The sequence below is a fragment of the Gilvibacter sp. CC01 genome (assembly GCF_055755295.1).
This window is the reverse complement of record NZ_CM146909.1, coordinates 499343-523326: the sequence shown is the minus strand read 5'-3', so window position 1 is coordinate 523326 and position 23984 is coordinate 499343. Positions and strand designations below refer to the sequence as shown.

17 protein-coding genes are annotated in these 23984 nt (G+C 44.1%); 6 read left to right on the top strand and 11 right to left on the bottom strand.

All coding sequences use genetic code 11. From position 1 onward, the window contains the following. Nucleotides 1-6 precede the first annotated feature (6 nt). Nucleotides 7-2064, top strand: coding sequence for a M1 family metallopeptidase (locus AC0J2F_RS02465; protein WP_473008524.1), 2058 nt, complete (start codon nt 7-9; stop codon nt 2062-2064). Here AC0J2F_RS02465 and AC0J2F_RS02460 read toward each other — a convergent pair. The 5 genes from AC0J2F_RS02460 to AC0J2F_RS02440 form a co-directional block, all read right to left on the bottom strand. After that, nucleotides 2056-2577: a DUF7935 family protein gene (locus AC0J2F_RS02460; protein WP_374957263.1), complete on the bottom strand. Its 522-nt coding sequence runs from the start codon at nt 2575-2577 to the stop codon at nt 2056-2058. The genes AC0J2F_RS02465 and AC0J2F_RS02460 overlap by 9 nt on opposite strands. Nucleotides 2578-2581: 4 nt before the next feature. Beyond that, a complete protein-coding gene (locus tag AC0J2F_RS02455; RefSeq protein WP_473008523.1) occupies nt 2582-4147 on the bottom strand; it encodes an FMN-binding glutamate synthase family protein in 1566 nt (521 codons plus the stop codon). Nucleotides 4148-4150: 3 nt separating this feature from the next. After that, nucleotides 4151-5422 carry an amidohydrolase gene (locus AC0J2F_RS02450; RefSeq protein ID WP_473008521.1) on the bottom strand — a complete coding sequence of 424 codons (1272 nt, stop codon included), beginning with the start codon at nt 5420-5422 and terminating at the stop codon, nt 4151-4153. Between the two features lies 1 nt (nt 5423). After that, complete coding sequence (locus AC0J2F_RS02445) at nt 5424-6632, bottom strand: amidohydrolase (protein ID WP_473009355.1); 1209 nt, start codon at nt 6630-6632, stop codon at nt 5424-5426. Nucleotides 6633-6713: 81 nt separating this feature from the next. Continuing rightward, the gene (locus tag AC0J2F_RS02440) at nt 6714-7250 is read right to left on the bottom strand and encodes a DsrE family protein (protein ID WP_473008520.1); all 537 of its coding nucleotides are present in this window, start codon (nt 7248-7250) and stop codon (nt 6714-6716) included. Nucleotides 7251-7432: 182 nt separating this feature from the next. Between AC0J2F_RS02440 and AC0J2F_RS02435 the strand changes: the two genes are divergently transcribed. After that, nucleotides 7433-9754: an ATP-dependent helicase gene (locus tag AC0J2F_RS02435; protein ID WP_473008518.1), complete on the top strand. Its 2322-nt coding sequence runs from the start codon at nt 7433-7435 to the stop codon at nt 9752-9754. A gap of 20 nt (nt 9755-9774) precedes the next feature. Here the strand turns inward: AC0J2F_RS02435 and AC0J2F_RS02430 are convergent, their stop codons facing one another. Both AC0J2F_RS02430 and AC0J2F_RS02425 read right to left on the bottom strand, forming a co-directional pair. Next, complete coding sequence (locus AC0J2F_RS02430) at nt 9775-10557, bottom strand: alpha/beta hydrolase (RefSeq protein ID WP_473008517.1); 783 nt, start codon at nt 10555-10557, stop codon at nt 9775-9777. A 249-nt stretch (nt 10558-10806) separates the two neighbouring features. Then, a complete protein-coding gene (locus AC0J2F_RS02425; RefSeq protein ID WP_473008515.1) occupies nt 10807-11709 on the bottom strand; it encodes an alpha/beta hydrolase fold domain-containing protein in 903 nt (300 codons plus the stop codon). Nucleotides 11710-11853: 144 nt separating this feature from the next. Here AC0J2F_RS02425 and AC0J2F_RS02420 point away from each other — a divergent pair, with 144 nt between their 5' ends. Further along, a complete protein-coding gene (locus tag AC0J2F_RS02420; RefSeq protein WP_473008514.1) occupies nt 11854-12471 on the top strand; it encodes an L-threonylcarbamoyladenylate synthase in 618 nt (205 codons plus the stop codon). 19 nt (nt 12472-12490) lie between these two features. Here the strand turns inward: AC0J2F_RS02420 and AC0J2F_RS02415 are convergent, their stop codons facing one another. Together AC0J2F_RS02415 and AC0J2F_RS02410 are read right to left on the bottom strand one after the other, a co-directional pair. Next, complete coding sequence (locus tag AC0J2F_RS02415) at nt 12491-13006, bottom strand: hypothetical protein (protein WP_473008513.1); 516 nt, start codon at nt 13004-13006, stop codon at nt 12491-12493. 13 nt (nt 13007-13019) lie between these two features. Continuing rightward, nucleotides 13020-13493: a Dps family protein gene (locus AC0J2F_RS02410; RefSeq protein ID WP_473008511.1), complete on the bottom strand. Its 474-nt coding sequence runs from the start codon at nt 13491-13493 to the stop codon at nt 13020-13022. 161 nt (nt 13494-13654) lie between these two features. On the opposite strand from AC0J2F_RS02410, the gene AC0J2F_RS02405 reads away from it, so the two are divergent. After that, a complete protein-coding gene (locus AC0J2F_RS02405) occupies nt 13655-15169 on the top strand; it encodes an NADP-dependent isocitrate dehydrogenase (protein ID WP_473008510.1) in 1515 nt (504 codons plus the stop codon). 79 nt (nt 15170-15248) lie between these two features. Here the strand turns inward: AC0J2F_RS02405 and AC0J2F_RS02400 are convergent, their stop codons facing one another. Then, entirely contained in the window at nt 15249-17126 is a 1878-nt protein-coding gene (locus tag AC0J2F_RS02400; RefSeq protein ID WP_473008509.1) for a tetratricopeptide repeat protein, read from the bottom strand. 330 nt (nt 17127-17456) lie between these two features. Here AC0J2F_RS02400 and AC0J2F_RS02395 point away from each other — a divergent pair, with 330 nt between their 5' ends. Continuing rightward, complete coding sequence (locus AC0J2F_RS02395; RefSeq protein ID WP_473008507.1) at nt 17457-18398, top strand: hypothetical protein; 942 nt, start codon at nt 17457-17459, stop codon at nt 18396-18398. A 45-nt stretch (nt 18399-18443) separates the two neighbouring features. Here the strand turns inward: AC0J2F_RS02395 and AC0J2F_RS02390 are convergent, their stop codons facing one another. Beyond that, on the bottom strand, nt 18444-21575 hold the full coding sequence (locus AC0J2F_RS02390; protein ID WP_473008506.1) for a VPS10 domain-containing protein: 3132 nt from the start codon (nt 21573-21575) through the stop codon (nt 18444-18446). A gap of 183 nt (nt 21576-21758) precedes the next feature. Here AC0J2F_RS02390 and katG point away from each other — a divergent pair, with 183 nt between their 5' ends. Next, the gene (gene katG / locus AC0J2F_RS02385; RefSeq protein ID WP_473008505.1) at nt 21759-23966 is read left to right on the top strand and encodes a catalase/peroxidase HPI; all 2208 of its coding nucleotides are present in this window, start codon (nt 21759-21761) and stop codon (nt 23964-23966) included. Nucleotides 23967-23984 lie beyond the last annotated feature (18 nt).

Below are 23984 nucleotides of genomic sequence, written 5' to 3'. Positions count from 1 at the left end.
CAATCTATGCGTCTAGTGATTTTTTTTAGTTTTCTTTTTTTTGGGTTGCACTGTTTAGGACAAAATCAGCCCGATGTTGACTTTCTCAGGGTAGAAGCCGTGATTACGCCTGACTTTAAACAACAAAGCATTCACGGTGCTGTTCGTTATGAGGTAAAAGTAATTAAGAGGACGGACTCCATTTATTTAAATGCTCACATTGATAAACTCATTGATCTGTATACATCAAAAGGAATCAATTATGCAGATGACCAACACAAAATTTGGATAACGGGAGAATTCGAGGGGGGTAACACCTACAACTTCTATATTAATTACGAGGTAAAACCAAAACAAACGCTTTACTTTTTTGGAGATCAGATGTGGACTCAAGGCCAAGGAAAGTACACGAGTTATTGGTTGCCGAGTATTGATGATATGACCGAGAAGATCGAATTCGATTTGTCAATACCATTACCCGCTGACTATGTCGCCATATCAAACGGTAGATTAACTGATAAGGAAGATGATGAGAGTATTTCTCATTGGCACTTTGATATGGAAACACCTATGTCGAGTTATTTGGTAATGATCGCTGTTGGAAAGTATGACAAACAAGAACTGAATTCAAGTTCTGGAATTCCTTTAGAGAATTATTATTTAAAAGGTGATGAAGCCTATATAGAACCTACCTATCGCTACACCAAAGAGATCTTCGATTTTCTGGAACGCAAGATAGGCGTGCCTTATCCCTGGCCAAACTACAAGCAAGTACCTGTGCGCGATTTTCTATACGCCGGCATGGAGAACACTACAGCCACTGTCTTTTCGTCGGCCTTTGTGGTGGATAGTATAGGCTTTAATGATAAGAATTATGTCAACGTGAATGCGCATGAGTTGGCGCATCAATGGTTCGGAAATTACGTCACAGAGGTATCTGCGGCAGATCATTGGCTGCACGAAGGTTTTGCAAGCTATTACGCCTTATTGGCAGAGCGGGAACTCTTTGGAGATGATTATTACTACTGGAAACTCTTCAATACCGCAGAACAACTCCGCAGCAGAAGTGACAGCGGAAAAGGGGAGGCCTTGTCCAACCCTAAGGCGAGTTCGCTCACTTTTTACGAGAAAGGTACTTGGGCTTTAATTGCTTTGGATGAGTTGCTGGGTACTTTTGACTTTGATCGAGCGATCAAAGCTTATTTGGAGCGTTACGCTTTTAATAATGCGACCTTAGACGATTTCTTTGCAGTAGTTACCCAGATAACCGGCAAGGATATGACGGAGTTTCGCAAGCAGTGGATAGACCAAAGTTCCTTCAAGTCTGCTTGGGCCTTAGATTATTTAACGCAGTCCGAATTTATAAAATCGTACTTGAGCTTAGAAGCTCTGCGAAAACAGCCACTAAAGGCCAAACAAAGCACCTTAGCAGCAGCCATTGGTAGTTCCAATGATTATTTGGGGCAAGAGGCCGTCTTTCAACTTTCCGGAGAGTCTATGAACTTAAGTTTGCCATTATATACGGCCGCTTTAGCCGATGAACAGCTTCTGGTTAGACAAGCTGTAGCCCAAAGTCTAAGTAGTATTCCTTTTGCTATTAAAAGTGATTTTGAGGAACTTTTAGGTGATGAATCTTATGTGACTCAAGAAATGGCCTTGTACAGACTGTGGAGCAGCTTCCCACAAGATCGATCTAAATACCTGGACCGAATGGCCTCCGCCCTAGGTTTTAAGGAAATGAACATCAGACAGCTTTGGCTTACTTTGGCCATTGTGACTCCAAATTACAAGCAAGATCAGAAACGGGAGTTCATCAAGGAACTAATGAGCTATGCGACAGCGAATTACAGTTTTGAGACAAGGGAGTTGGCTTTAAACTATCTCACGGAGATTCAAATTGTAAACGAATCGGTGCTGTTGTCCTTGGTAGACGCTTGTGTACACCCCAATTGGCGATTCCGCTCTGGTGCCAGAGAATTGCTGAAAAGACAAATGGATAATCCATTGTCTGTCTCGAACTTGAAAGAAATTTTACCCGCTTTGCCACTAAAGCAGCAGCAGTACCTTCGCAGTGTACTAGAATAATTCCGCCACCTCTTTTCTAATGTAAGCGAGCGCTTTTTGAGAAGGGGTAACGTCGTCCATGAAGTTGGTCAACAAATACTGACGTAAATTGTCTGGAGATCCGTCTTTTTCGTGCATCACGCCTTGACGGATAACGTGAATGGTTGCATTCTTGGCGGCATTGATCAAATTCCAACACTCTTGAGAGACATAGATCTGCTGAGAGATATTGTGGTCGAACTCCTGTTCAATATTACGGATCAATAGGCTCTCGTAGTTCTCCAGGCTATCTCCTACGGGTTTAATGCGCGTTAGGAGTCGGTTGGGGTCTATGCGCTCCAAAAACAAGGTCAAGCGTTCGTAGGCTTGTAAACGCATTGGAATGGTGTTCTTTTGCGCTTCTTGCTGGATCAGATAACGACGGCGACCTTCTTCGTTAGCCGTGTGACCTTTGAAAAAGTAATAAGCGACAATTCCAACCAAGATGGCCGGAAGTAAGTAGGCGACATATCCTAATACCTGTTCGATTTCCATAGTTCTAGTTTGATGTTTGGTAGGTTCCTCCCAAATGTATGCATTCTTTCAATTTCTGCATACTTTCAAAAGGTACGGGTTGTTTTTTGTATTTAAACGTAGCGCGCATGTCTTGCGACAAGTGCTTATCGTCCATGTTCATTTCTACATCTCCCATAGTGAATTGACATGGGTGTTCGTAACCTGCGGCATGGGTGATCTCTATGAGCTCTTTTCTAAAGGTTTTGAAGTACTGATTCAATCGGTCCGATTTGAGCGGAATATCAATTCCGTTTTGTAACCATTTGGATTGGGTGGCCACGCCAGCCGGACAGCGATTGGTGTGACAGATCTGTGCCTGTATGCAGCCAATGCTCATCATGGCCTCTCGGGCAACGTTGATTATGTCTACACCCAAGGCAAAGGCCATTGCTCCTTTGGCCGGAAAACCCAGTTTGCCGCTCCCCACAAAGACAATTCTGTCTGTGAGTCCATGGTTTAGAAACAGTTTGTAAAGATCCGCAAACCCGTATACCCAAGGTAGTGATACATGGTCGGCAAAACTTGGGGGCGCTGCGCCGGTGCCGCCTTCACCACCGTCTACACTAATAAAGTCAGGCCCTGTGCCGCGTTGTTTCATTTCTCGAGCTAACTCTTCCCATTGATCCAACTTACCAATAGCGGCTTTGATTCCGACAGGAAGCCCCGTGTTATCTGCTATGTCCTCTATAAAATCTAGAAGTTCTGGAACTGTTGAAAAGGCAGAATGTGTTGGAGGAGACAGTACGTCTTTGCCTACCTCAACCCCGCGTATTGCAGCGATCTCTTTGGTGATCTTTTTCCCGGGTAATACGCCGCCTTTTCCGGGTTTAGCCCCTTGGGAGAGTTTTACCTCTATGGCCCGAATCTGCGGATTATCTGCCACCAATTGCCTCATTTTTTCCATGGAGAAGGTACCGTCCGGGTTTCGAACTCCAAAGTACCCGGTGCCAAAATGAAAGACCACATCCGCCCCTTTCTGATGGTACGGGGAGAGGCCGCCCTCGCCGGTATTGTGATAGGCCTGGGCCTTTGCAGCTCCAATATTCAAAGATTCGATCGCCTTGGCAGAAAGCGATCCAAAGCTCATGGCACTGATATTAATGATGGAGGCAGGTCTGTACGGTCGCTTGCGCTTGTTGTGTTGTCCCATTACCTTGGCGCAGGGCAAAAAGCATTTGTCTAGCGTATTCGGATGATCTGGACTGAGTTTGTAGGGTATCATCGCATTGTTTATAAACACATGTTGAAACTGGTAAATGTCTCTATCGGTTCCGAAGCCTTCGTAATTGTTCTCTTTTTTGGCAGAGGCATAGATCCAGCCGCGCTCAATGCGATTAAAGGGCAACTCCTCTCTGTTGTTGGCCACCAAATACTGGCGTAGTTCTGGGCCAATGCTTTCCAGCATATAGCGAATATGCCCAACAATGGGGAAGTTGTGACTTATGGTGTGCTTGCGTTGGAATATATCGCGCAGCGCAATAAAACCAAACACGACAAGTAGCCAAGCCCACCAAGGCATTGTGCCTAAAAAGTCCAAAATTGCGTCCATGGTTTAGTTGTTCAGATAATCCATGCTGAGTTGAATAAATGCTTTCACTCCTAAGAGCATTCCGGATTCGTCGATCTTAAAATCAGGCGTGTGATGCGGAAACGCTTCGGCCCCGCCTGGAGCCCGTCCGCCCAAAAAGAAATAAAGTCCTGGAACCTCTTGTGCAAAGAATGAGAAGTCTTCAGCTCCGGTAACAGCTTTGGTTTCAACAACTTTAGAAGCTCCAGCAGCCGCTTGCAATGAAGGCAGCATCTGAGCCGTTAAAGCCGGATCGTTATACGTGATAGGGTAACCCTTAGCGATCTGAATACTGGCTTCTGCACGATAAGCTGCAGCAATGGCAGGTACCATTTCTTCCATACGTTTGTTGATGTAGGCCTGCATGTTCTTGTCTAAGGTTCTAAGCGTTCCGACAATTTGAACTTCTTCTGGAATGATATTACTGCGGACTCCGCCCGTGATTTTACCAATAGAAAGCACGGCAGCCTCTTGGGTAAGTGGAGATTCTCTAGAAATAATGGTTTGTAAACCGTCTATGATCTTAACAGCAGCCATGATCGGGTCCACACCACCCCAAGGTTGAGAACCGTGTGTTTGCTTGCCTTTTACAGTAATCTCAAAGCTTTGTGCTGCCGCCATTATACCGCCAGGTTTGTAAGTGATAAGGCCAACAGGTTGTTGCGAAGAGATGTGTAAACCAAAGATAGCATCTACATCTGGATTCTTCAACACGCCTTCTTTCACCATAAGTTCCGCACCACCTTCTTCTCCCGGAGGAGCACCTTCTTCTGCAGGTTGAAAGATAAACTTGATGGTTCCGGCAAAGTCATTGTTCTTACTCAAAACCTCTGCAACGCCCATTAAGATAGCGATGTGTGTGTCGTGGCCACAGGCGTGCATAACTCCCGTCTCTACACCTCTAAAGGTAGTGGTAACAGTACTTTTAAAGTCCAGATCGTTGCGCTCGGTTACGGGAAGAGCATCTATATCTGCGCGTAAAGCTAAGACCTTCCCAGGGCGATTTCCTTTCAGGATACCGACTACACCTGTCAAAGCAATGTCTGTTTGAACCTCCATTCCAAGAGATTTTAAGTGTGCTGCGATCTTCTTTGCAGTATTGTATTCTCTATTGGATAGCTCCGGATTCTGGTGGAAGTAGCGCCTCCATTCGATCACTTTGGATTCAATATTGGCAATATCAGCATCCAAATTGGCCTGTCCAACGACAGGCAGGGTAGCGATCGCTGCGATGGCTACAAGAATTAATTTACGCATCTTATGGTGTGTTTAAATAGTCAACAGTTAATTGTAAAAAGGCCTTAACGCCAAGGAGTAAGCCTGAATCGTCAATTTTAAAGTCAGGTGTATGGTGCGGGAATGCCTCTGTGTTACCTTGAGTCATTCCGCCTAAAAAGAAATAAAAGCCAGGCACCTCTTCTTGATAAAAAGAAAAATCTTCTCCTCCTGTGGTCGCCTTTACCAGCTCTACTTGATCTGCTCCGGCCACTGCTTGTAAACTTGGCAGCACCTGATTGGTCAAGGCCAGATCATTAAAAGTGATAGAAGTGAAGTTCTGAAACTCAATACTCGCTGTTCCACCATAGGCTTTGGCTATGGTTTCTGTCATTTCTGTCATGCGACGTACTATCAAGGCTTTCATGTCTGGGTCAAGGGTGCGGACCGTACCGATCATTTCTGCGGATTCTGGAATGATATTAAAGCGCACGCCGGCTGTTATTTTACCTACGGAGATCACCGCTGCCTCATCGATCAGGCGCGACTCTCTACTGATAATACTTTGGTAGCCATCTACGATCTTGGCTGCAATATAGATAGGGTCAACACCGCTCCAAGGTTGGGAACCATGGGTCTGTTTTCCATTGACCTTTACCACGAAGCGTTCTACTGCTGCCATAGTGCCTCCCGGTTTGTATCTAATGGTGCCCACAGGAGTGGCCGAGTTGATGTGCAGTCCAAAAATGGCATCCACATCGGGGTTTTTAAGCACTCCTTCTTTGATCAAAAGTTTGGCGCCGCCTTCTTCACCCGGAGGAGGGCCTTCTTCAGCAGGTTGGAAAATGAATTTTACCGTTCCTTTAAGTAGGTCTTTATTGGCTGCTAAAACCTCTGCCACTCCCATGAGTATGGCTGTGTGTGTGTCGTGGCCGCAAGCGTGCATAACGCCTGTTTCTGTGCCTAAAAAGGTAGTGGTAACTGTGCTCTTAAAAGCAAGATCGTTGCGTTCGGTAACGGGAAGGGCATCAATATCTGCGCGTAAAGCAATTACTTTTCCAGGTTGATCTCCTTTGAGAATACCGATAACACCAGTTTTACCGACCCTTGTTTGAACTTCCAGACCAAGACTTTTTAAATGGGCCGCGATCTTAGCGGCTGTTTTAAATTCTCGGTTGCTGAGCTCTGGATTCTGATGGATCTCTCTGCGCCATTGAATCACTTTACTTTCAATGGATTCGGCATCCAGCATGAGTTTTTCGTTCACTTCTTGCGCCTGAGACCAGCCCAGGGTCATAAAGGCTAAAACGAGACAAAGGTGTCGGTACATATTTTAATTGAAATTTATAATGGTATAACCTTCTTGTTGGAGCTGGATCATTGCAGTCATAGTAGACAATGCCATTTGAACACCCGGAATACGACGTGAATCACTGAGATTTCTGCTTCCTGCAGATTGTCCGCAGAGAATAATATCCACATCGGCAGCTTGCAAGGCTTGGATAAGTCCTAGATTTGGATTGTCCACGCCGAACTTCTCCTTGTAGAATTGATTTTTAAGCAAGCTGTAGCTTGCATTCCCGTGAAATACAGCCGCAACTTCTAACTGAGACCTATCTTTACCGGCGGCGACATGCATATTGAGAAAACGGGCAACAGTATTGATGTAAGCGCTTAATTGTCCTGGATCATCTGGCGCTCCCCTAAGATCGAATAAGACCTTAAAAGTATCGGTTGTATTTAAAGGAATGTCTAGGTTGGGAACATCAAAGATCGCTCCGTAATTCTCGATGACTGTTCCCTGAATACGAGCATTCTGGGAATAACCTATAAGCGAGCTGAACAAAAAAGCGGTAAGCAGTAATTTCATTGTTTTAATTAGGTTTTTAAATATACGCATATTCAAGAACTACCAAAAGCATGGCAAGAAGCAATATAGGAGTCGGGTATTCTACACTTTAATGTTCATAAATATTGAGCTTTTGAACCAAATTTCTGCCCTTAAATGTCTATTTTCACGACTCTGAAATCGAGACTTCCAAAGCGAGCATTTTGCAAGATTTTTTAAATGAATTGAACGAGGCACAGCGGGCTCCCGTACTGCAAAAGGACGGGGCTATGATCGTTATTGCCGGTGCTGGTTCGGGCAAGACCCGAGTATTGACCTTTCGAATTGCTTATTTGATGCAACAAGGGTTAGACCCTTTCAATATCCTGGCGCTAACCTTTACCAATAAGGCTGCGCGAGAGATGAAATCTCGTATTGCCAAAATCGTAGGAGCTAGTGAGGCTAAAAACCTCTGGATGGGAACCTTTCACTCCATCTTTGCCAAGATCTTGCGCTTTGAAGCAGACAAGTTGGGGTATCCGTCTAATTTCACCATTTATGACACCCAAGATTCTCAGAGTGTGATCCGCAGCATCATAAAAGAGATGCAGCTCGACAAGGATATCTATAAATATAAGCAGGTCTACAATCGCATCAGCAGTTATAAGAACAGCCTGATCACAGTAAAGGCTTACTTTCAGAATCCGGAGTTACAAGAAGCCGATGCCATGGCCAAAATGCCGCGCTTGGGAGAGATTTACAGGGCCTATGTAGACAAATGCTTTAAGGCTGGAGCTATGGATTTTGACGATCTTTTATTGCGCACCAATGAACTGCTCACGCGCTTTCCAGAAGTGCTTGCCAAATATCAAGATAGATTTAGATACATCCTGGTAGATGAGTATCAAGATACCAACCACAGCCAGTATTTGATCGTTAGAGCATTGTCAGATCGTTTTCAAAATATTTGTGTGGTAGGAGATGATGCGCAAAGTATTTACGCCTTTAGAGGTGCAAATATCAACAACATTCTCAACTTCCAAAAAGACTATGAGGATGTCAAGGTTTATCGTTTGGAACAGAATTACCGCTCTACCAAGAATATCGTAGAAGCTGCAAACAGCATTATAGATAAGAACAAGACCAAACTCGAAAAGACCGTATGGACAGCCAATGAGGATGGCCCTAAGATCAAGGTAAATCGAACCATGACAGACGGTGATGAAGGACGGTTTGTGGCGAGTTCCATTTTTGAGAACAAGATGCAGCAACAACTCGCCAATAGAGATTTTGCAATTCTTTATCGCACCAATGCTCAATCGCGAGCCATGGAAGATGCTTTGCGAAAAAAGGACATTCCTTATCGCATTTACGGAGGGTTGAGTTTCTATCAGCGTAAAGAGATCAAGGATGTATTGGCCTATTTGCGCCTCATCCTGAATCCGAAGGATGAAGAATCCCTAAAACGGGTTATCAACTATCCGGCTCGTGGAATAGGGCAGACCACTATTGATCGTCTAATTGTAGCGGCGAACCACTACAACCGCTCCATGTTCGAAGTGATGGAGAACATCGAAAAGTTGGAATTGAAGATCAATAAAGGCACCCAGCAAAAGCTTTTGGATTTCTGTACAATGATACGCAGTTTTCAGGTTTTGAATGAGTCCTATGACGCCTTTCAGATCACCGAACATGTTACCAAAAAGACCGGACTAGTTCAGGAGCTTAAAAAAGATGGGACTCCAGAAGGTATTGCTCGAATTGAGAATGTGGAGGAGTTGCTCAACGGTATCCGTGATTTTGTAGAAGAGCAAAAGGAATTGGCAGACGCTACCGGGTCACTCAATGAATTCTTAGAAGATGTAGCCTTAGCTACAGATCTTGATCAAGATACTTCTAATGAAGACAGGGTGTCTTTAATGACGGTTCACTTAGCCAAAGGCCTGGAGTTTCCTTACGTCTATATTGTTGGGATGGAAGAGGAATTGTTCCCAAGTGGAATGAGCATGAATACGCGAGCCGAATTAGAGGAAGAGCGCCGCTTGTTCTATGTCGCTGTAACTCGAGCAGAGAAACAAGCCTTTTTGACCTACACCCAATCGCGCTATCGTTGGGGTAAACTCATCGATGCGGAACCCAGTCGTTTTATAGAAGAGATAGACGATCAGTATATGGAATACCTAACGCCGATCACCGAGCACAGGTACAAACCACTGATCGATGCTGATATTTTCGGGGAAGTTGATAAAAGTAAGCTCCGACTCAGAAAACCTACAGCGGGTTCTCCTCCTAAAGGACCTTCTCAAGAGCAGTTAGAAAAATTACGAAGATTAAAGCCGGTAAGCAGAGCCACCGCAAACCCCGGAACGCATCTTAGTGCGTCCGAGGTTCAAGTGGGTTCTTTAGTGGAACATATTAAGTTTGGCAAAGGTGAAGTCCTAAAACTCGAAGGAGTAGGAGGAGATACCAAGGCCGAGATACGATTTGAGCACGGCGGACTCAAAAAGCTATTGCTGCGCTTTGCGAAGCTCAAGCTTTTGTCCTAATGCAGATATAGGGCAAACAATTATCTTAGAAAAAGGCCTACATACTTTTCGATCTGGTCGTACGTCTCGTTCCATTGCGTATCGTCCCAGCTGTTGGAATGTCCGGCATCAAATTCTTTGAATCGCATCTGAATACCTGCCTCTTCTAAAGCACTGGAATAATTGATACCGTTACTCATCGGTACCTTTTTGTCGTCCTGTCCGTAGATCAGCAGGCGCGGTGAAGTAAATATATTGATATTGTGTAAAGGACTTAAGGTCACAAGAGGATCCTCACCATAAGTTTCAGGATCTACAAGTATTCCTAATAGGTCTTCAAAGTTATCTGCTCTGTTGAGGTAAGGATCGGTAAAATCCGTAGGGCCAGCAATGCTAGTTACGAACTTAACCTTGTTCTCTTTATCGAAAACACTGTCATACATAAGGCCTATGTGACCTCCGGCGCTACGACCTACAATGCCAAACTCTGGCAGGATCTGAAAACTGTCCGAAAGCATGCTCACATGATCGATCACCATACCGACATCCAAAAACTGTGTTGGAAAGGCAAAATTCTCTGCATCAGCCAAGGTGTAGTTCATATTTACAATAGCTACATCGGGCATGCGCTCCAAAAGGGTAGCTACCATATCGTTCAGGTTGATCTTGTCGCCGTTGGTCCAGCCTCCACCGTGAAGTAAGATAACTACTCTAGTTTTTCTGTGATCTCGGTTAACAGGTAAATAGATGTCGTAGGTCTGATGTTCACCAGTTCCATAACTGATATCAGAAAATACAACAGAGCGTCCGGCAAAATCATCCATTTGGGAGATGGATTTTGGGCTTAATTCTTTGTATCCTTCAAAGCCAGAATTTAAAGGTGAATACCCAGTTAAAATAAAAATCGCGGTTAGAACAAACAGGATCAGATTTTTAGGGTGTGACATAAGTATGTTGTTCTAATGATTAGGGGCTCTAAATTAGTCATATTTGTAATATAAATACGACAAACAACATAAATAATCGATAAAATGCTTAAAATATTAACAAATCAGAAAATTCCTGTTAAAAAATTATGGGTTAACCGCAAGGTATTGTGAGATATAGTCAAAGAGTTGAAATTGGAGGTTTTGATAGTTGGCTTGGCTCCAATCATCGCCATGACCTCCTTCGTAGATCGTGAAGCTGTGCGAAATGTTCGCATTGGCCAATGCAGCCTCTAAATTTATACCATTGGTGATGGGGACTAAGGGATCAGTATTCCCGTAGAACATAATAGTAGGAGCACTTGTACTATTTACTTGATAGACCGGACTTGTGACCTCTGCATAATCGGTATCACTAGCGTAGGCAGATTCGTCTGTTAAGGCTGCGAGTAAGAACTGGAATTCTGGGTTGTCATTATAGAAAGGATCTGTAAAATCGGTAGGGCCAACAATACTGCATACCATTTTTATCAGATCCTCATTGTCATAGACATAGTCGGTCATTAAGGAGATGTGAGCTCCAGCACTTACGCCAATCAAACCAAACTCAGGCAATACCCCAAGCTCACTGGCTTGTTCTTTAACCTGATTCAATGCCGCCTTTAGATCTAAGAATTGATTCGGAAAGGCAGGAGTAGTGGCATCGGCAAGTACGTAGTTGATATTCATGATCGCATACTGCGGTAATTCAGTTTGGATCCAACTTATATAAGGAGTCATGTCTTGCTTGTCTCCGGAAACCCATCCGCCACCGTGAACCAATACCAGCACTTTTGTTTTTGTACTGTTGCGTCCCGCAGGCAAATAGAGATCATATACCTGCTGCGGATCTGAGCCGTAAGAGACATCTGTTTGGATCGCAGCGGCTAGCGGCACAGTGGTGTCGCTTTGCCCCTGCATGTTTGTGTCTTGTGGTTGTTCGTCAGAAGAACAGCCCAAGGTCAGCATAAAACCAAAGAAAACCCAAATAAAAAAGTGCGATCGCAACATCTTGTTCCTAGCAATTTAGATGACCTTTTAGAATCACCGTTTAATAAAAGACGCCCGATTTAAGAATTTATTACAGTTTGTTTAAGATTTTTTTTAGTTGGCTGCGGAATTTTTTTGTGCTAACTTTAAATAAATGCTTGGATCATGGCGACATTTCTTAAGATTTATCCAGAAAATCCGAATCCGAAACAGGTTTCAAAGGCCGTAGCGATCATTCGCAATGGCGGCCTAGTGATCTACCCTTCGGATACGGTATATGCCTTAGGTTGTGATATAAACAACAAGGCTGCCTTAGAAAAGGTGGCCAGACTAAAAGGCCTTAAACTAGAGAAAGCCAATTTCTCTTTTGTTTGTAAGGATTTGAGTCATCTGTCTGATTTTGTCAAACAGATAGACAACAGTACCTTTAAGATCTTGAAGCGCTCCCTGCCAGGTCCTTATACCTTTATCTTGCCGGCAGGTAATAATCTGCCTACAGCCTTTAGAAAAAAGAAAGAAATAGGGATACGCGTTCCAGACAATGCTATTGTTCAGGCTATAGTGGATCAGCTTGGGCATCCTATTATTTCTACTTCTATACGTGATGAGGATGAGATCATCGAGTACACTACAGATCCGGAACTTATCTATGAGAAGTGGCAAGATTTGGTAGATCTGGTCATCGATGGTGGCTACGGAGGAAATGTTGCTAGCACGATCATAGATCTTACTTCTGGCGAACCTGAACTTATTCGAGAAGGAAAGGGAAGCTTAGAGATCTAGGGAGGTCTATTATTTTCGATTAACGGTTGTGAAAATCGCGATCGGCAACCTTCGTGCCCTCTGGTACATAATAATCTACTATGGTTCGCTCCTGATTTCCGTATTGGGTGTGTTTGTAGGAGACCACCAGAGAGTCTACATTTAGGGTTATTAGTCTAAAGTATTTGTAGTCGTTCTCTATTTGCATCAGTGATGGCAATTGAGGACTTTCCCATTTAATGAAACTACCGTGCTCGTTTTGAAAGGCTTTCCACTTTCCGTATAGACTTGGACCGCAACTACTGCTGCTACCGTTGTTATCGGTAAATGTACTGTCGCGATGATAAGTGATGCGATAACGCAGAAAGCAGTCGCCCATATTCATACGGTGCCCGCCATTGTATCTACTGGCCAACATCCAGGTCTTGGCAGAATCCGAAGCGATAAAAGAATCAGCCTCTTGAGGTAATGTTAACCTATGGGGTTCAGAATTCCCACAACTTGTCATCAACAGTAGGAGTGTACCTATTCCAATGAACCAAGATTTACAAAACATAAGTCATTGCGAATTAATGGTTCAAGTAGGCCGAATACATCCAAACCAGTTTTTCCTGTTCGCGGATATAATCGCTCATAAGGGCATTGGTGCCTTCATCATCTGACTCAGCGGACATATTTAATAGTTCTCGCTCTAGCGGAAGTAAGACCTCATATCCTTCCAAAACAGCTTTTAAGGCCTCTTTTCCATCCGTGATGTTTTTCGCCTCTGGGATACTAGCTACCGCTATAAAGTCTGAATAGGTATGTAAAGGAGTAAAACCTAGTGTTAGTACGCGTTCTGCTATCTCGTCGATCTTGAGTAAAGAATCGTTGTAGAGCTCTTCGAACTTAAGGTGTAATTCAAAGAATTTATCTCCTTTAATGTTCCAATGAAAGCCTCTGGAGTTCATGTAAAACAATTGATAATTAGCCAATAGAACATTCAATTTGGCGGCGGTAGATTCCGATGCAACTCGGTTTAATCCAATTCTAGTTAGATTCATGCTGTTGAGTTTGATACGTACAAGATAGTCCATTTTTTAGCAAGTCTACGGTAACAGGGGTTACTTATGGATTATTAAGATTATTTATGTTTTTTATAAAAAACATAAATAAAAATAAATGAAATTGATTTATGAAATTTGCATCAAACAAATAAACACCTATGCAGAATCAATTGCTTAACAAAGACATTACAGCTCCACAGGCCGGAGTAAAGACCAAGGTTGCCGTTGCCAAAGGAGACGGGATAGGACCAGAGATCATGGACGCCACTTTAAAGATCATGGAGGCCGCTGGAGCCCGGATCGAAGTAGACTTTATCGAAATCGGAGAACAGCAGTACCTTTCCGGGAACACCTCCGGGATCTCTCCAGAAGCGTGGGAGTCTATAAGAGCGAACAAGGTGATCCTCAAAGCACCGATCACCACGCCGCAAGGCAAAGGTTATAAGAGTTTGAATGTGACCCTTAGAAAGTCACTCGGACTCTTCGCTAATGTCCGTCCTGTAAGTGCTTTACATCCATATATTCATACGCCTTATCCAGACATGGATGTGGTAATAATTCGCGAGAATGAAGAGGATCTTTACGCAGGAATAGAGCACCAACAGACTGACGATGTAGTACAGTGTTTAAAACTGATTACACGTCCTGGTTGTGAACGTATCATTCGATATGCCTTTGAATACGCTAAAGCCTATGGTCGCAAAAAAGTGACCTGTATGGTGAAAGACAATATCATGAAATTGACAGACGGACTCTTCCACCGCGTCTTTAAAGAGATCGCTGCAGAGTATCCGCAAATTGAAAGCAATTCGCAGATCATTGATATCGGATCTGCCCGCTTGGCTGCCCGTCCTGAACAATACGACGTGATTGTGACTGCCAATCTTTACGGTGATATCATTTCTGACATCGCTGCGGAGATTGCCGGTTCTGTTGGGATGGCGGGTTCTGCCAATATTGGGACCGAAGTAGCCATGTTCGAGGCCATTCACGGCTCAGCACCAGATATCGCAGGGAAGAAAATTGCTAATCCATCGGGCTTGATCAACGGTGCGGTGCTCATGCTCGCGCACCTAGGTCAAACCGAGGTTGCAGATCGTATTAAAAACGCATTACTCGCAACAATAGAGGCAGGTATTCACACTGCAGATATTTACCGCGAAGGTTCATCGACCCGCTTGGTAAACACCAGTGAATTTGCAGAAGCTGTAATTGCTAGGTTGGGAGAAACACCAAAATCTTTGAAAGCAAGCAAGCTTTCAGAAGGAGCCGGTACCATTCAAATTCCCGACTACGTTCGAAAAACACGTAAAAAAGAGTTGGTTGGAGTAGATGTCTTTATCGATTGGAAAGGGGAGGACCCAAACCAAATTGGCGATGCATTGGTCGCTATCGATGCCTTTAAATTGAAATTGAAGATGATCACCAACCGTGGGGTAAAAGTTTACCCTAAAGGATTAAAAGAGACTTATAAAACAGATCACTGGAGGTGCCGTTTTGTGGCCATGGACGCCACAACAACAAGTACAAGCCCGGTGTATCAACCAGTAGATTTTGAGCAAGTGGTAGCGCTCTTATCTAAACTGCACGCCCAAGGTTTTGATGTCATCAAAACCGAGAACCTCTACGAATTCGATGGTACACGCGGATTCTCACTAGGTCAGGGAGAGTAGTGTTTCATTTCCACAGTTAATTGTTTAGTTAGTTGATGCAAAACCTCCGCTCGATCCTTTAAGAGCGGAGGTTTTCGCTTTATAGGGTGTTTAAGAATTCAGTGAGATCGGTTTCCTTGTCCAAGTTCAATTTTTGTTTTAAACGGTATTTGGATTTAAGCACACTTTCTGGCAAAACGTTAAGCATAGAAGCGATCTCTTTGGTACTTAAATGCATCCGTAAAAAGGAGGCTAATCTGAGCTCTTTTTCGGTTATAGTATCGTTGATCTGACGGATCTTATCATCAAAATTGTTGTGTACTTCTGAGAAGTAAGATTTAAAAACTTCCCAATCCTTGTCTTCTGCCCGTTCTTTTTTAAGCAGTAGGATCAGCCTTCTAAACTCTATCTTAAACAGCTCCGGAGAAGATTTGATTTTCTCTAAATTCTCTTTAAGCTCCTGAATAAACGTACTTTTTTGTACTAAATGCAAGGTCTGACTGGCCAGTTCCTTCTTTTTGAAATCGATCTCCTGACGGAGCATGGCTTCTTGCTTTTCGCGTTCTATCTTGTTTTTACGCATCCGCTGATGCAATCCGAAGATCACTAAAAGGCCAATGACCATCGCTGCAGCAAGTCCGAGACCATAAAGTAGTTTGGCTAATTTGTCCGATTCTGCTTGAGCGTCTAAAGCAATGATCTTCTGTTCTTGTAACGCCAAACGCGCTTCTTTTTTTTCCAGATCGAACTGGGCTCGCAGGTTTTCTATATTATCAGAGGTCTCTGTGTTCAAGATAGAATCACTGAGCGTTTTAAAGTACTTGTGGTGTTCTAGAGCTTTGGCATAATTTCCGAGTTGCTCATAAGCCTGACTCTTTACACGTTGGGAGACTCTTTGAAATGAAATGGTATTGTTTGGAACAGAATAGGCGAGCGAGGCTTCTGCCAATTGCACGGCCTGGTTCGGTTGTCGCATAGCCAAATAGGCCTCTGCCATTTTGTTTTGGGCCAATGCTATCTTGCGCTTGGAATTAAGGCTTTCTGCCAAGCTTATGGCCTTTTCAAAATAAGGTATGGCTTGTTGCGGCTGGCCTTGTTCTTCATACACCTCGCCTATATTGGTTAATACAGAAACGGTTATATCTTGGGCTTTAGCCTCTTGACTTACACGCTCTGCCTTTTTGAAAAAGTCCAGAGCCTTATCGTGCTGTTTGAGCACTTTATACATCACTCCAATATCATTTAAGGCTTGCGATTCGTAATAAAGATCATTCTCTTTTTGGTATACTCCTAAAGCGATCATATTATATTCAATGGCCTTTTGCGTATTGCCGATATTATTCTCTAAAGTGGCCAAATGGTTGTAAGTATCTGCAATTCGGATGGAATCTCCCAAGGATTCAAAGTACTTCAACGCCTTCTGTACATTGGCAATAGCAATATCGTAATAACCTTTATTTTGATTTATAGTGCCTTTAAAATCATATGCAAGGGCGATGCCTGTACTGTCTTCATATTTAATAGAGTTCGCGAGGTCCAGATCATTTATACTGTCTGCAGCGGACATATTCCCCTGACTAAATTCAATAATAGATAAGCCTCTATAGTTAGATGAAATTCTGGGTACATCTTCATCTTTTAGGGCAATTTGCAAACTTTGATTGTAGTAGTTGCTGGCAGAATCAGTTTCAAATAGGGTGTAATGATACACTCCTAATTGATACAAGGCTAGGGATTCCCCTTTGACGTTTTTTAATTTTCGCGCCAATGTGAGCATCTCTTCTGCATAGGGTTTTACTTCTGGAGTATTCCTATACATATAAAAATTGATCAGGTTGTTGATCGTTCTGAGTTTTAAGCTGTCTTCTTTATGCTGATTGTAGGCGGTGAGTAAACTGTCAATCCGGCTTTTGTTTTGTCCGAAGCTCGTACTGCACAGAAGAATAAAAAGGAGAAGTAATAGTGGTTTTTTGCTCATAATGATGGCCTTAGTTGCTAGGTCTAAGATAGTTAGAATCAGGATGCAATCTATAGCCACTAAGGTGTCAGTCTATAAAATTCACTTCATATTTCCACATTTCAAATGAATTTAAACTAAACTGTGTATTTATTTAAATATTTGATTAATAGTGGTTTGAGGGCTTTTGTTTATGTTGATTCTAACTTGATCAGCACATCAGTCTTGTCCATATTTATTTGGAGCTGTCCATACTTTGTCCATGCCACTTTTTAGATTTTCATCAAGCTCGGCGCTAGGTTTGTACTGTCCTTAAAAAATGGGGCAACAGCATAACTAAAATTCTAAGTCATGAATCGCAATCTTTTATTTATCTCAATTGTAACGGTCGCCACACTTTGGGCTTGTAGCTCAGAGAACTCAGACGACACAACAGATCCAGATCCGCAGCAAACCACAAACGACATCGCTCGTTCTATAGCGGAATATCCAACAAGTGGAACTTTACTCTCTAGCCTAAGCAGCAGTTTAAGTGGGGAGGTTAGTTACAATCTTACTTTCGAATCGGTACCAGGAGCCTTTACAATCACAACTGCAGGCCTTACCGTAGCGGATTGGTTAGTATATGATTACGAACAGCGCACCAATATTACAGGAACTATTGAGGCCAGTAACGGCACTGAAACGGAAAATTTGAACATAGACATTGAAATAGACAATGTAGATGATATTTGGGCCTTTTTGCACACTTCTGGAGATGCTTATCTGGATGCAGAACCAGGCGAGTGGGTTCCTGTTTTAGAAAGTGAATACAACGATTTGGCCAATTATCTGGCCATGACCTCAAAAAGTGGGGCAGAGGACAGTGACTTGATCAGTCCTACGACTATCAGTTCCTCTGCAGGGAATGTAACTATAAGTACCGTCAATGAGCAGAAGTTGCCTGCGGGAAGTTATTTATTCGCTTTTAAATACTACAGCTGGGTAAACAATTCTAACAATGTCCAAGTAAAGCTCTCAGAAGGAAACTTTAGCGGCCCTTTTGAAGATGTAGGCATGGCTTTTCCAGAGCATGACGATGAATACAATCACTTTGTGATCAAAGGTGCAGACAGTCCCACAACAGGTGAGGGCTATTTGGGTATGTACGCTCCTAACAATTACGGTTCTAAAGCCAAATCCGGAGCCCAGTGGCTGTTCGGTACAGGTAATACTTCTATTCTGCCCAGTTCAGGCAGTAATTTTGTTCCGCTCTATCAGGGACTCAGTTCCACACTCAAACAATGGGAATAAAAAAAAGCAGCTCTATTAGAGCTGCTTTTTTGCTTTTAAACATGGCTAGTCATCTAAGAAAATAGCTGGTAGCTGGAGTGTATTATACAGGGCGTTATAGGCCTGCATTTCTGTGTTGATTATCGCATCGCGTTCGTCCTGATAGACCTTCCAATCATCCATAAGGTCCTTGAAGCGCTGTTTTGCCCCAGCAGTTAAGTTAGGATCGTCTTGATCAATATACCCCGCCAACACTCTAAACTGTGCATTTAGCTTATTGTTGAAATTGATCACATCTTGGAAGGTTTTTTGCTTGGCTTGAATCAAATTCTCCTCCCATTGGGTAATCCGCTTGCTAATTTCCTTTCCTTTTTCTATCAAGCTTGCTGCGGATTCATTGTCGGCCAAATATTCTGCATAGCGTGCAATCTGAGATTTTGCAGAACGCATTTTGGTCACGGACTCATGCATCTCGGTCACTACTCCTTCTATTTCATTAAGCATTTGTTGCTGAGCTGCCCAATCGGATGCCGTCGCTTTCACTGCAGGATTTGGCAGAACGGTAGCTTGAGTTTCACTCACTTTTCCGTTATAACTCATACGTAGTGTATAAATCCCAGGCGCGACGCTGCCACCGTTCAAGCCACCAAAGACAAAAACCTTGTCAACCCCTGGCATCGGATCTCTATCAAAGCCCCAGCTAAAGCGGTTGTAACCTTGCTTTTTAGGCAGCACCTGTGGTGGTGGAGGTCCGCCCGGCCATGATCTGTATCCTTCCGGGCGCTTACTGCTAAGGGTTCTAATGACCTTTTTGTCTTGCAAGATCTCTAGTTTCACCTCCAAGCTGTCAATAGCCTCTTCCAAATAATAATCAAAGTAGATCCCCATTCTCGGGTTGCGGCCTTGTTCAGGTGCATTAGAAACACCTCCAAAAAGTCTGTAATTGTCTTTAGGTTGAAATATTTGAAAGCTTTGACCACTCACAGCCAATTGTTGTAGCGGACTCAGATCGTCCAAGATCCAAAAGGCGCGACCAGAAGTTGCAGCGATCAAATCGTTCTGACGAATAAAGAGATCATTTATAGCAACCACAGGTAAATTAAGATCAAACCTTTGCCACTTGGCCCCATCGTTAAAGGAGACATACATACCAGTTTCTGTACCGGCATAAAGCAGCCCTTTGCGTTTTTTATCGGCGCGAACCACGCGAGCAAAGCCGTTAGGATCGTCCAAACCGTTTACAATTTTAGTCCAAGATGCACCGTAGTTGTTGGTTTTAAACACATGCGAACTAAGATCCATGGATTTATAGCGCATCACCACTACATAAGCTGTTGCCGGATCGTGCTCGGATACATCAACGCTATTGATTATACCATCTTTGATTCCCGGAGGAGTGATGTTAGTCCAGTTCTTACCGCCGTCCTTTGTAATGTGTAGTAAGCCGTCGTCTGTTCCTGCGTAGAGTACGCCTTCTTCATGTTGAGATTCTACCAAAGATGTTATGGTGTTGTAGTTTTCACCACCCGCGGCCTCGTTGGTATACGGACCGCCGCCAGGGCCGTGTTTGTCTTTTTCGTTCTTGGTAAGGTCCGGACTTACCTCAGTCCAACTCAAACCACCATCTGTGCTCTTAAATACAATATTTCCCACATGATAGATCACCGAGCGATCATGGGGCGAAGTGATAATAGGAGCATTCCAGTTGTAGCGATACTTGGCGTCTTTGGGTGCAATACTTAAACCCAGTTCCGGATATTGCTTTATCGATTTCTGATAGCGCGCATCTCGGTCCCATTTGCTGAGATTTCCCTGATAGGTTCCGCCGTAAACGGTCTGTGGATTGTCTGGGTCAAAGGCGATAAAGGCACTCTCCCCTCCGGCAACAGAATACCAGTCTTTCCAACCAATTCCGCCATCGTTGGTTCTGCTCGCAATCCCTATGGCAGAATTATCCTGTTGCCCACCGTAAACGTGATATGGCACTTGATTGTCTGCTATAACTCTGTAGAACTGAGCCGTGGGCTGATTGCGTTGAGAACTCCAGCTTTTACCGCCGTTAAAGGAGATATTGGCTCCCCCGTCGTTAGAATTGATCATGTTTTGATTGTCCTGCGGATTGATCCACAGATGGTGGTTGTCACCATGCGGTACTGCAATACCAGAGAAGGTCTTTCCACCGTCAATAGATTTCATAACAGGTGCATTGAGCACATAGACCATGTTTTCATTCACAGGGTCGGCAAAGATCTCCATATAATACCAAGAGCGTGCAATGTTTACACGGTCCTTGTTGATCTGTTTCCAGTTCTTTCCGGCATTGTCTGAGCGGTAAACCCCACCCTTAGTGCCTTCTGCTTCTATGACTGCATAAACTCGTTCTGAATTGGCGCGAGAAACCGAGATCCCGGCTTTGCCAAAATCCGCAGGCAAGCCGTCGGTCATTTTTTCCCAATTGTCACCACCATCGGTAGATTTGTAAAGTCCGGATTGTGCTCCCCCAGACTCCATTATCCAAGGAAAACGCTGATGTTCCCACATGGCGGCATAAAGGATGCGCGGATTATTCATATCCATGCTCAAGGAAGAAGCGCCAACTTTGTTGCCTACACTTAATACTTGCTCCCAGCTTGCACCACCATTGGTAGTTCGGTAAACACCACGTTGCTTGGAGGGAGCGTATTGCGCTCCTTGTGCACTTACGTATATTACATCTGGATTCTGCGGATGAATGATCACGTCAGAGATGTGACGTGAACTTTCAAGACCAATATGTTTCCAGGTCTTTCCTGCATCGTGAGAGATATAAACACCATCACCCATAGAGGTCATAACGCCTCGAGCTGCGTGTTCTCCCATACCTACCACTACCACATTAGGGTCGCTTTCAGAAACGGCAATGGCGCCTACGGAACCCGTCTTAAAAAAGCCATCGGAAATATTGTTCCAGGTGATTCCACGGTCTGTGGTTTTCCAGACACCGCCTCCGGTAGATCCCATATAATAGGTGTTAGGATCGCCGACCACGCCGGTGCTCGTCACAGACCTACCACCTCTGAAAGGGCCAATATTGCGCCATTCAAGGCCGTGAAATAAAGTGTCTGCTACTGTGGGAATTGATGCTTTGCTCTTGCGTTGTGCATTGGTGCATAAAGGAATGAGCAATGCACTTAAAACCAGAAATTTTAAGATTCTCATGGGTTGGATGTTAGTATTGTTGGTTGTTTTCTAAGGTACAAAAAACCTCAATGCAGTGAACAAGCGGGGCAGCGAGTATTTGTTTACCATCCATTATTCCGATATAAGCAATACTGATAGCGGTCATAGAAATATAAGGAGAGCTTATGGTAAATTTGAGGAAACAATCAAAATCATCAAAAAATGGGAAATAACGAATTAGGAGACTTGAATAGCAGCGACGCTAGCAAATGTCCTTTTCTTAGCGGAAAGCAGAACACTGTTGGCGGTGGCGGCGTGAAGAACCGCGATTGGTGGCCAAACGAATTAAAACTGAACATACTGCGTCAGCATGCCACTAAGTCTAACCCAATGGGAGAAGACTTTAATTATGCGGAGGCTTTTAAGAGCTTGGATTACGATGCTTTAAAGAAAGACCTTGAAAAATTAATGACAGACTCTCAGGAGTGGTGGCCGGCAGACTACGGGCACTACGGAGGTTTAATGATCCGTATGGCTTGGCACAGTGCCGGTACCTATAGAGTAGGAGATGGTAGAGGTGGCGCCGGAACGGGAAACCAACGTTTTGCGCCAATTAACAGCTGGCCAGATAACGGGAACTTAGACAAAGCGCGTTTGTTGCTTTGGCCTATCAAAAAGAAATACGGGAACAAGATCTCTTGGGCAGACCTAATGATCCTTGCCGGGAACGTCGCCTTGGAATCTATGGGATTCCCAACCTTTGGTTTTGCCGGAGGACGAGAAGATATTTGGGAACCAGAACAAGATGTTTACTGGGGTAGCGAAACCGAATGGGGAGCTAATGAAGACCGTTACGAAGGAGGTAAATTAGAAGATCCACTTGCAGCAGTAATGATGGGATGGATCTACGTTAATCCAGAAGGACCAAACGGAAACCCTGACCCTATGGGCTCCGCAGCAAATGTACGCGAGACCTTTGGCCGTATGGCTATGAACGATGAAGAGACCGTAGCCTTGGTTGCTGGAGGACACACTTTTGGAAAAGCACACGGAGCTGCCGATCCAGGAAAATACGTAGGACCTGAGCCTCACGGAGCTTCAATTGAAGAAATGAGTACCGGATGGAAGAACACTTATAAGTCTGGAGTGCTAGAAGATACTATTACCAGTGGTATCGAAGGTGCATGGACACCGAACCCAACCCAATGGGATGCCGATTATTTTGATGTATTGTTGAATTACGATTGGGAATTAACCAAGAGTCCTGCAGGAGCGCACCAATGGACACCAACAGCGGAGTCTAAAGCAAGAATGGCACCAACAGCTGGAGATCCTAACGGACAGCAAGCGCTTATGATGACCACAGCAGATATCGCCTTAAAAACAGATCCTGCTTATTTGGAGATCTCTAAGCGTTTCCACAAGGATCACAAAGCCTTTGAGGATGCTTTTGCTAGAGCTTGGTACAAGCTTACGCACCGTGATATGGGACCAAAAGTACGTTATTTGGGGCCAGAAGTACCTGCTGAGGAGCTGATCTGGCAGGACCCGATTCCAGTAGCAAACTACACTTTGAGCAGTGCTGACGAGGATTCTTTGAAAAAAATGATCTTGGCTTCTGGTTTGAGTATTTCTGAATTGATTAGAACTGCCTGGGCATCTGCTTCTACTTACAGAGACACCGATAAGCGCGGAGGTGCCAATGGAGCTCGAGTATGTTTGGAGCCGCAACGCAGCTGGCCGGTGAACAATCCGGAGGAACTGAATAAGGTCTTGGGTGTTCTAGAGGCTATTCAGAATGAATTCAGCGGCGATGTAAGCATGGCAGATCTAATTGTATTGGCAGGTAATGCTGCTGTAGAAGAGGCTGCCAGAAATGCAGGACACAATATCAGTGTTCCTTTCCGCGGCGGCAGAGGAGATGCTACCCAAGAGCAAACCGATATTGAGCAGTTTAATTACCTAAAACCACTAGGAGACGGTTTCCGCAACTATGTGAATCCTAACCTTGATGTTGCAGCAGAAGATCTGCTTGTGGACAAGGCTAACCTAATGGCACTATCTATTCCGGAAATGACTGTGCTTGTTGGAGGTATGCGTGTCTTAGGTGCGAACTACGACGGTTCTAAGCATGGAGTGTTCACAGACAATGTAGGACATTTGACCAACGACTTCTTTAAGAACTTGGTAGATATGACCTACACTTGGAGCGCTGCTTCTGGCGACGATAAATTGTTCGAAGGCCGTGATCGCAGAACCGGACAAGTTCGATTCACAGGTACACGTGCCGATCTGATCTTCGGATCGAATACTGAACTACGCGCTGTGGCAGAAGTGTATGCTGCAGACGATGCCGAGCAAAAGTTTGTAAATGATTTTGTGGCGGCTTGGACCAAAGTAATGAACGCAGATCGCTTTGATCTGGCCTAGTTACTCCCTTATTGAGTC

Bases quoted from the DNA above. Each gene is read 5' to 3' on its own strand.
- AC0J2F_RS02465 (WP_473008524.1), top strand. From the start codon at position 7: ATGCGTCTAGTGATTTTTTTTAGTTTTCTTTTTTTTGGGTTGCACTGT.
- AC0J2F_RS02460 (WP_374957263.1), bottom strand. From the start codon at position 2,577: ATGGAAATCGAACAGGTATTAGGATATGTCGCCTACTTACTTCCGGCC.
- AC0J2F_RS02455 (WP_473008523.1), bottom strand. From the start codon at position 4,147: ATGGACGCAATTTTGGACTTTTTAGGCACAATGCCTTGGTGGGCTTGG.
- AC0J2F_RS02450 (WP_473008521.1), bottom strand. From the start codon at position 5,422: ATGCGTAAATTAATTCTTGTAGCCATCGCAGCGATCGCTACCCTGCCT.
- AC0J2F_RS02445 (WP_473009355.1), bottom strand. From the start codon at position 6,632: ATGCTGGATGCCGAATCCATTGAAAGTAAAGTGATTCAATGGCGCAGA.
- AC0J2F_RS02440 (WP_473008520.1), bottom strand. From the start codon at position 7,250: ATGAAATTACTGCTTACCGCTTTTTTGTTCAGCTCGCTTATAGGTTAT.
- AC0J2F_RS02430 (WP_473008517.1), bottom strand. From the start codon at position 10,557: ATGGATGATTTTGCCGGACGCTCTGTTGTATTTTCTGATATCAGTTAT.
- AC0J2F_RS02425 (WP_473008515.1), bottom strand. From the start codon at position 11,709: ATGTTGCGATCGCACTTTTTTATTTGGGTTTTCTTTGGTTTTATGCTG.
- AC0J2F_RS02420 (WP_473008514.1), top strand. From the start codon at position 11,854: ATGGCGACATTTCTTAAGATTTATCCAGAAAATCCGAATCCGAAACAG.
- AC0J2F_RS02415 (WP_473008513.1), bottom strand. From the start codon at position 13,006: ATGTTTTGTAAATCTTGGTTCATTGGAATAGGTACACTCCTACTGTTG.
- AC0J2F_RS02410 (WP_473008511.1), bottom strand. From the start codon at position 13,493: ATGAATCTAACTAGAATTGGATTAAACCGAGTTGCATCGGAATCTACC.
- AC0J2F_RS02405 (WP_473008510.1), top strand. From the start codon at position 13,655: ATGCAGAATCAATTGCTTAACAAAGACATTACAGCTCCACAGGCCGGA.
- AC0J2F_RS02400 (WP_473008509.1), bottom strand. From the start codon at position 17,126: ATGAGCAAAAAACCACTATTACTTCTCCTTTTTATTCTTCTGTGCAGT.
- AC0J2F_RS02395 (WP_473008507.1), top strand. From the start codon at position 17,457: ATGAATCGCAATCTTTTATTTATCTCAATTGTAACGGTCGCCACACTT.
- AC0J2F_RS02390 (WP_473008506.1), bottom strand. From the start codon at position 21,575: ATGAGAATCTTAAAATTTCTGGTTTTAAGTGCATTGCTCATTCCTTTA.
- katG (WP_473008505.1), top strand. From the start codon at position 21,759: ATGGGAAATAACGAATTAGGAGACTTGAATAGCAGCGACGCTAGCAAA.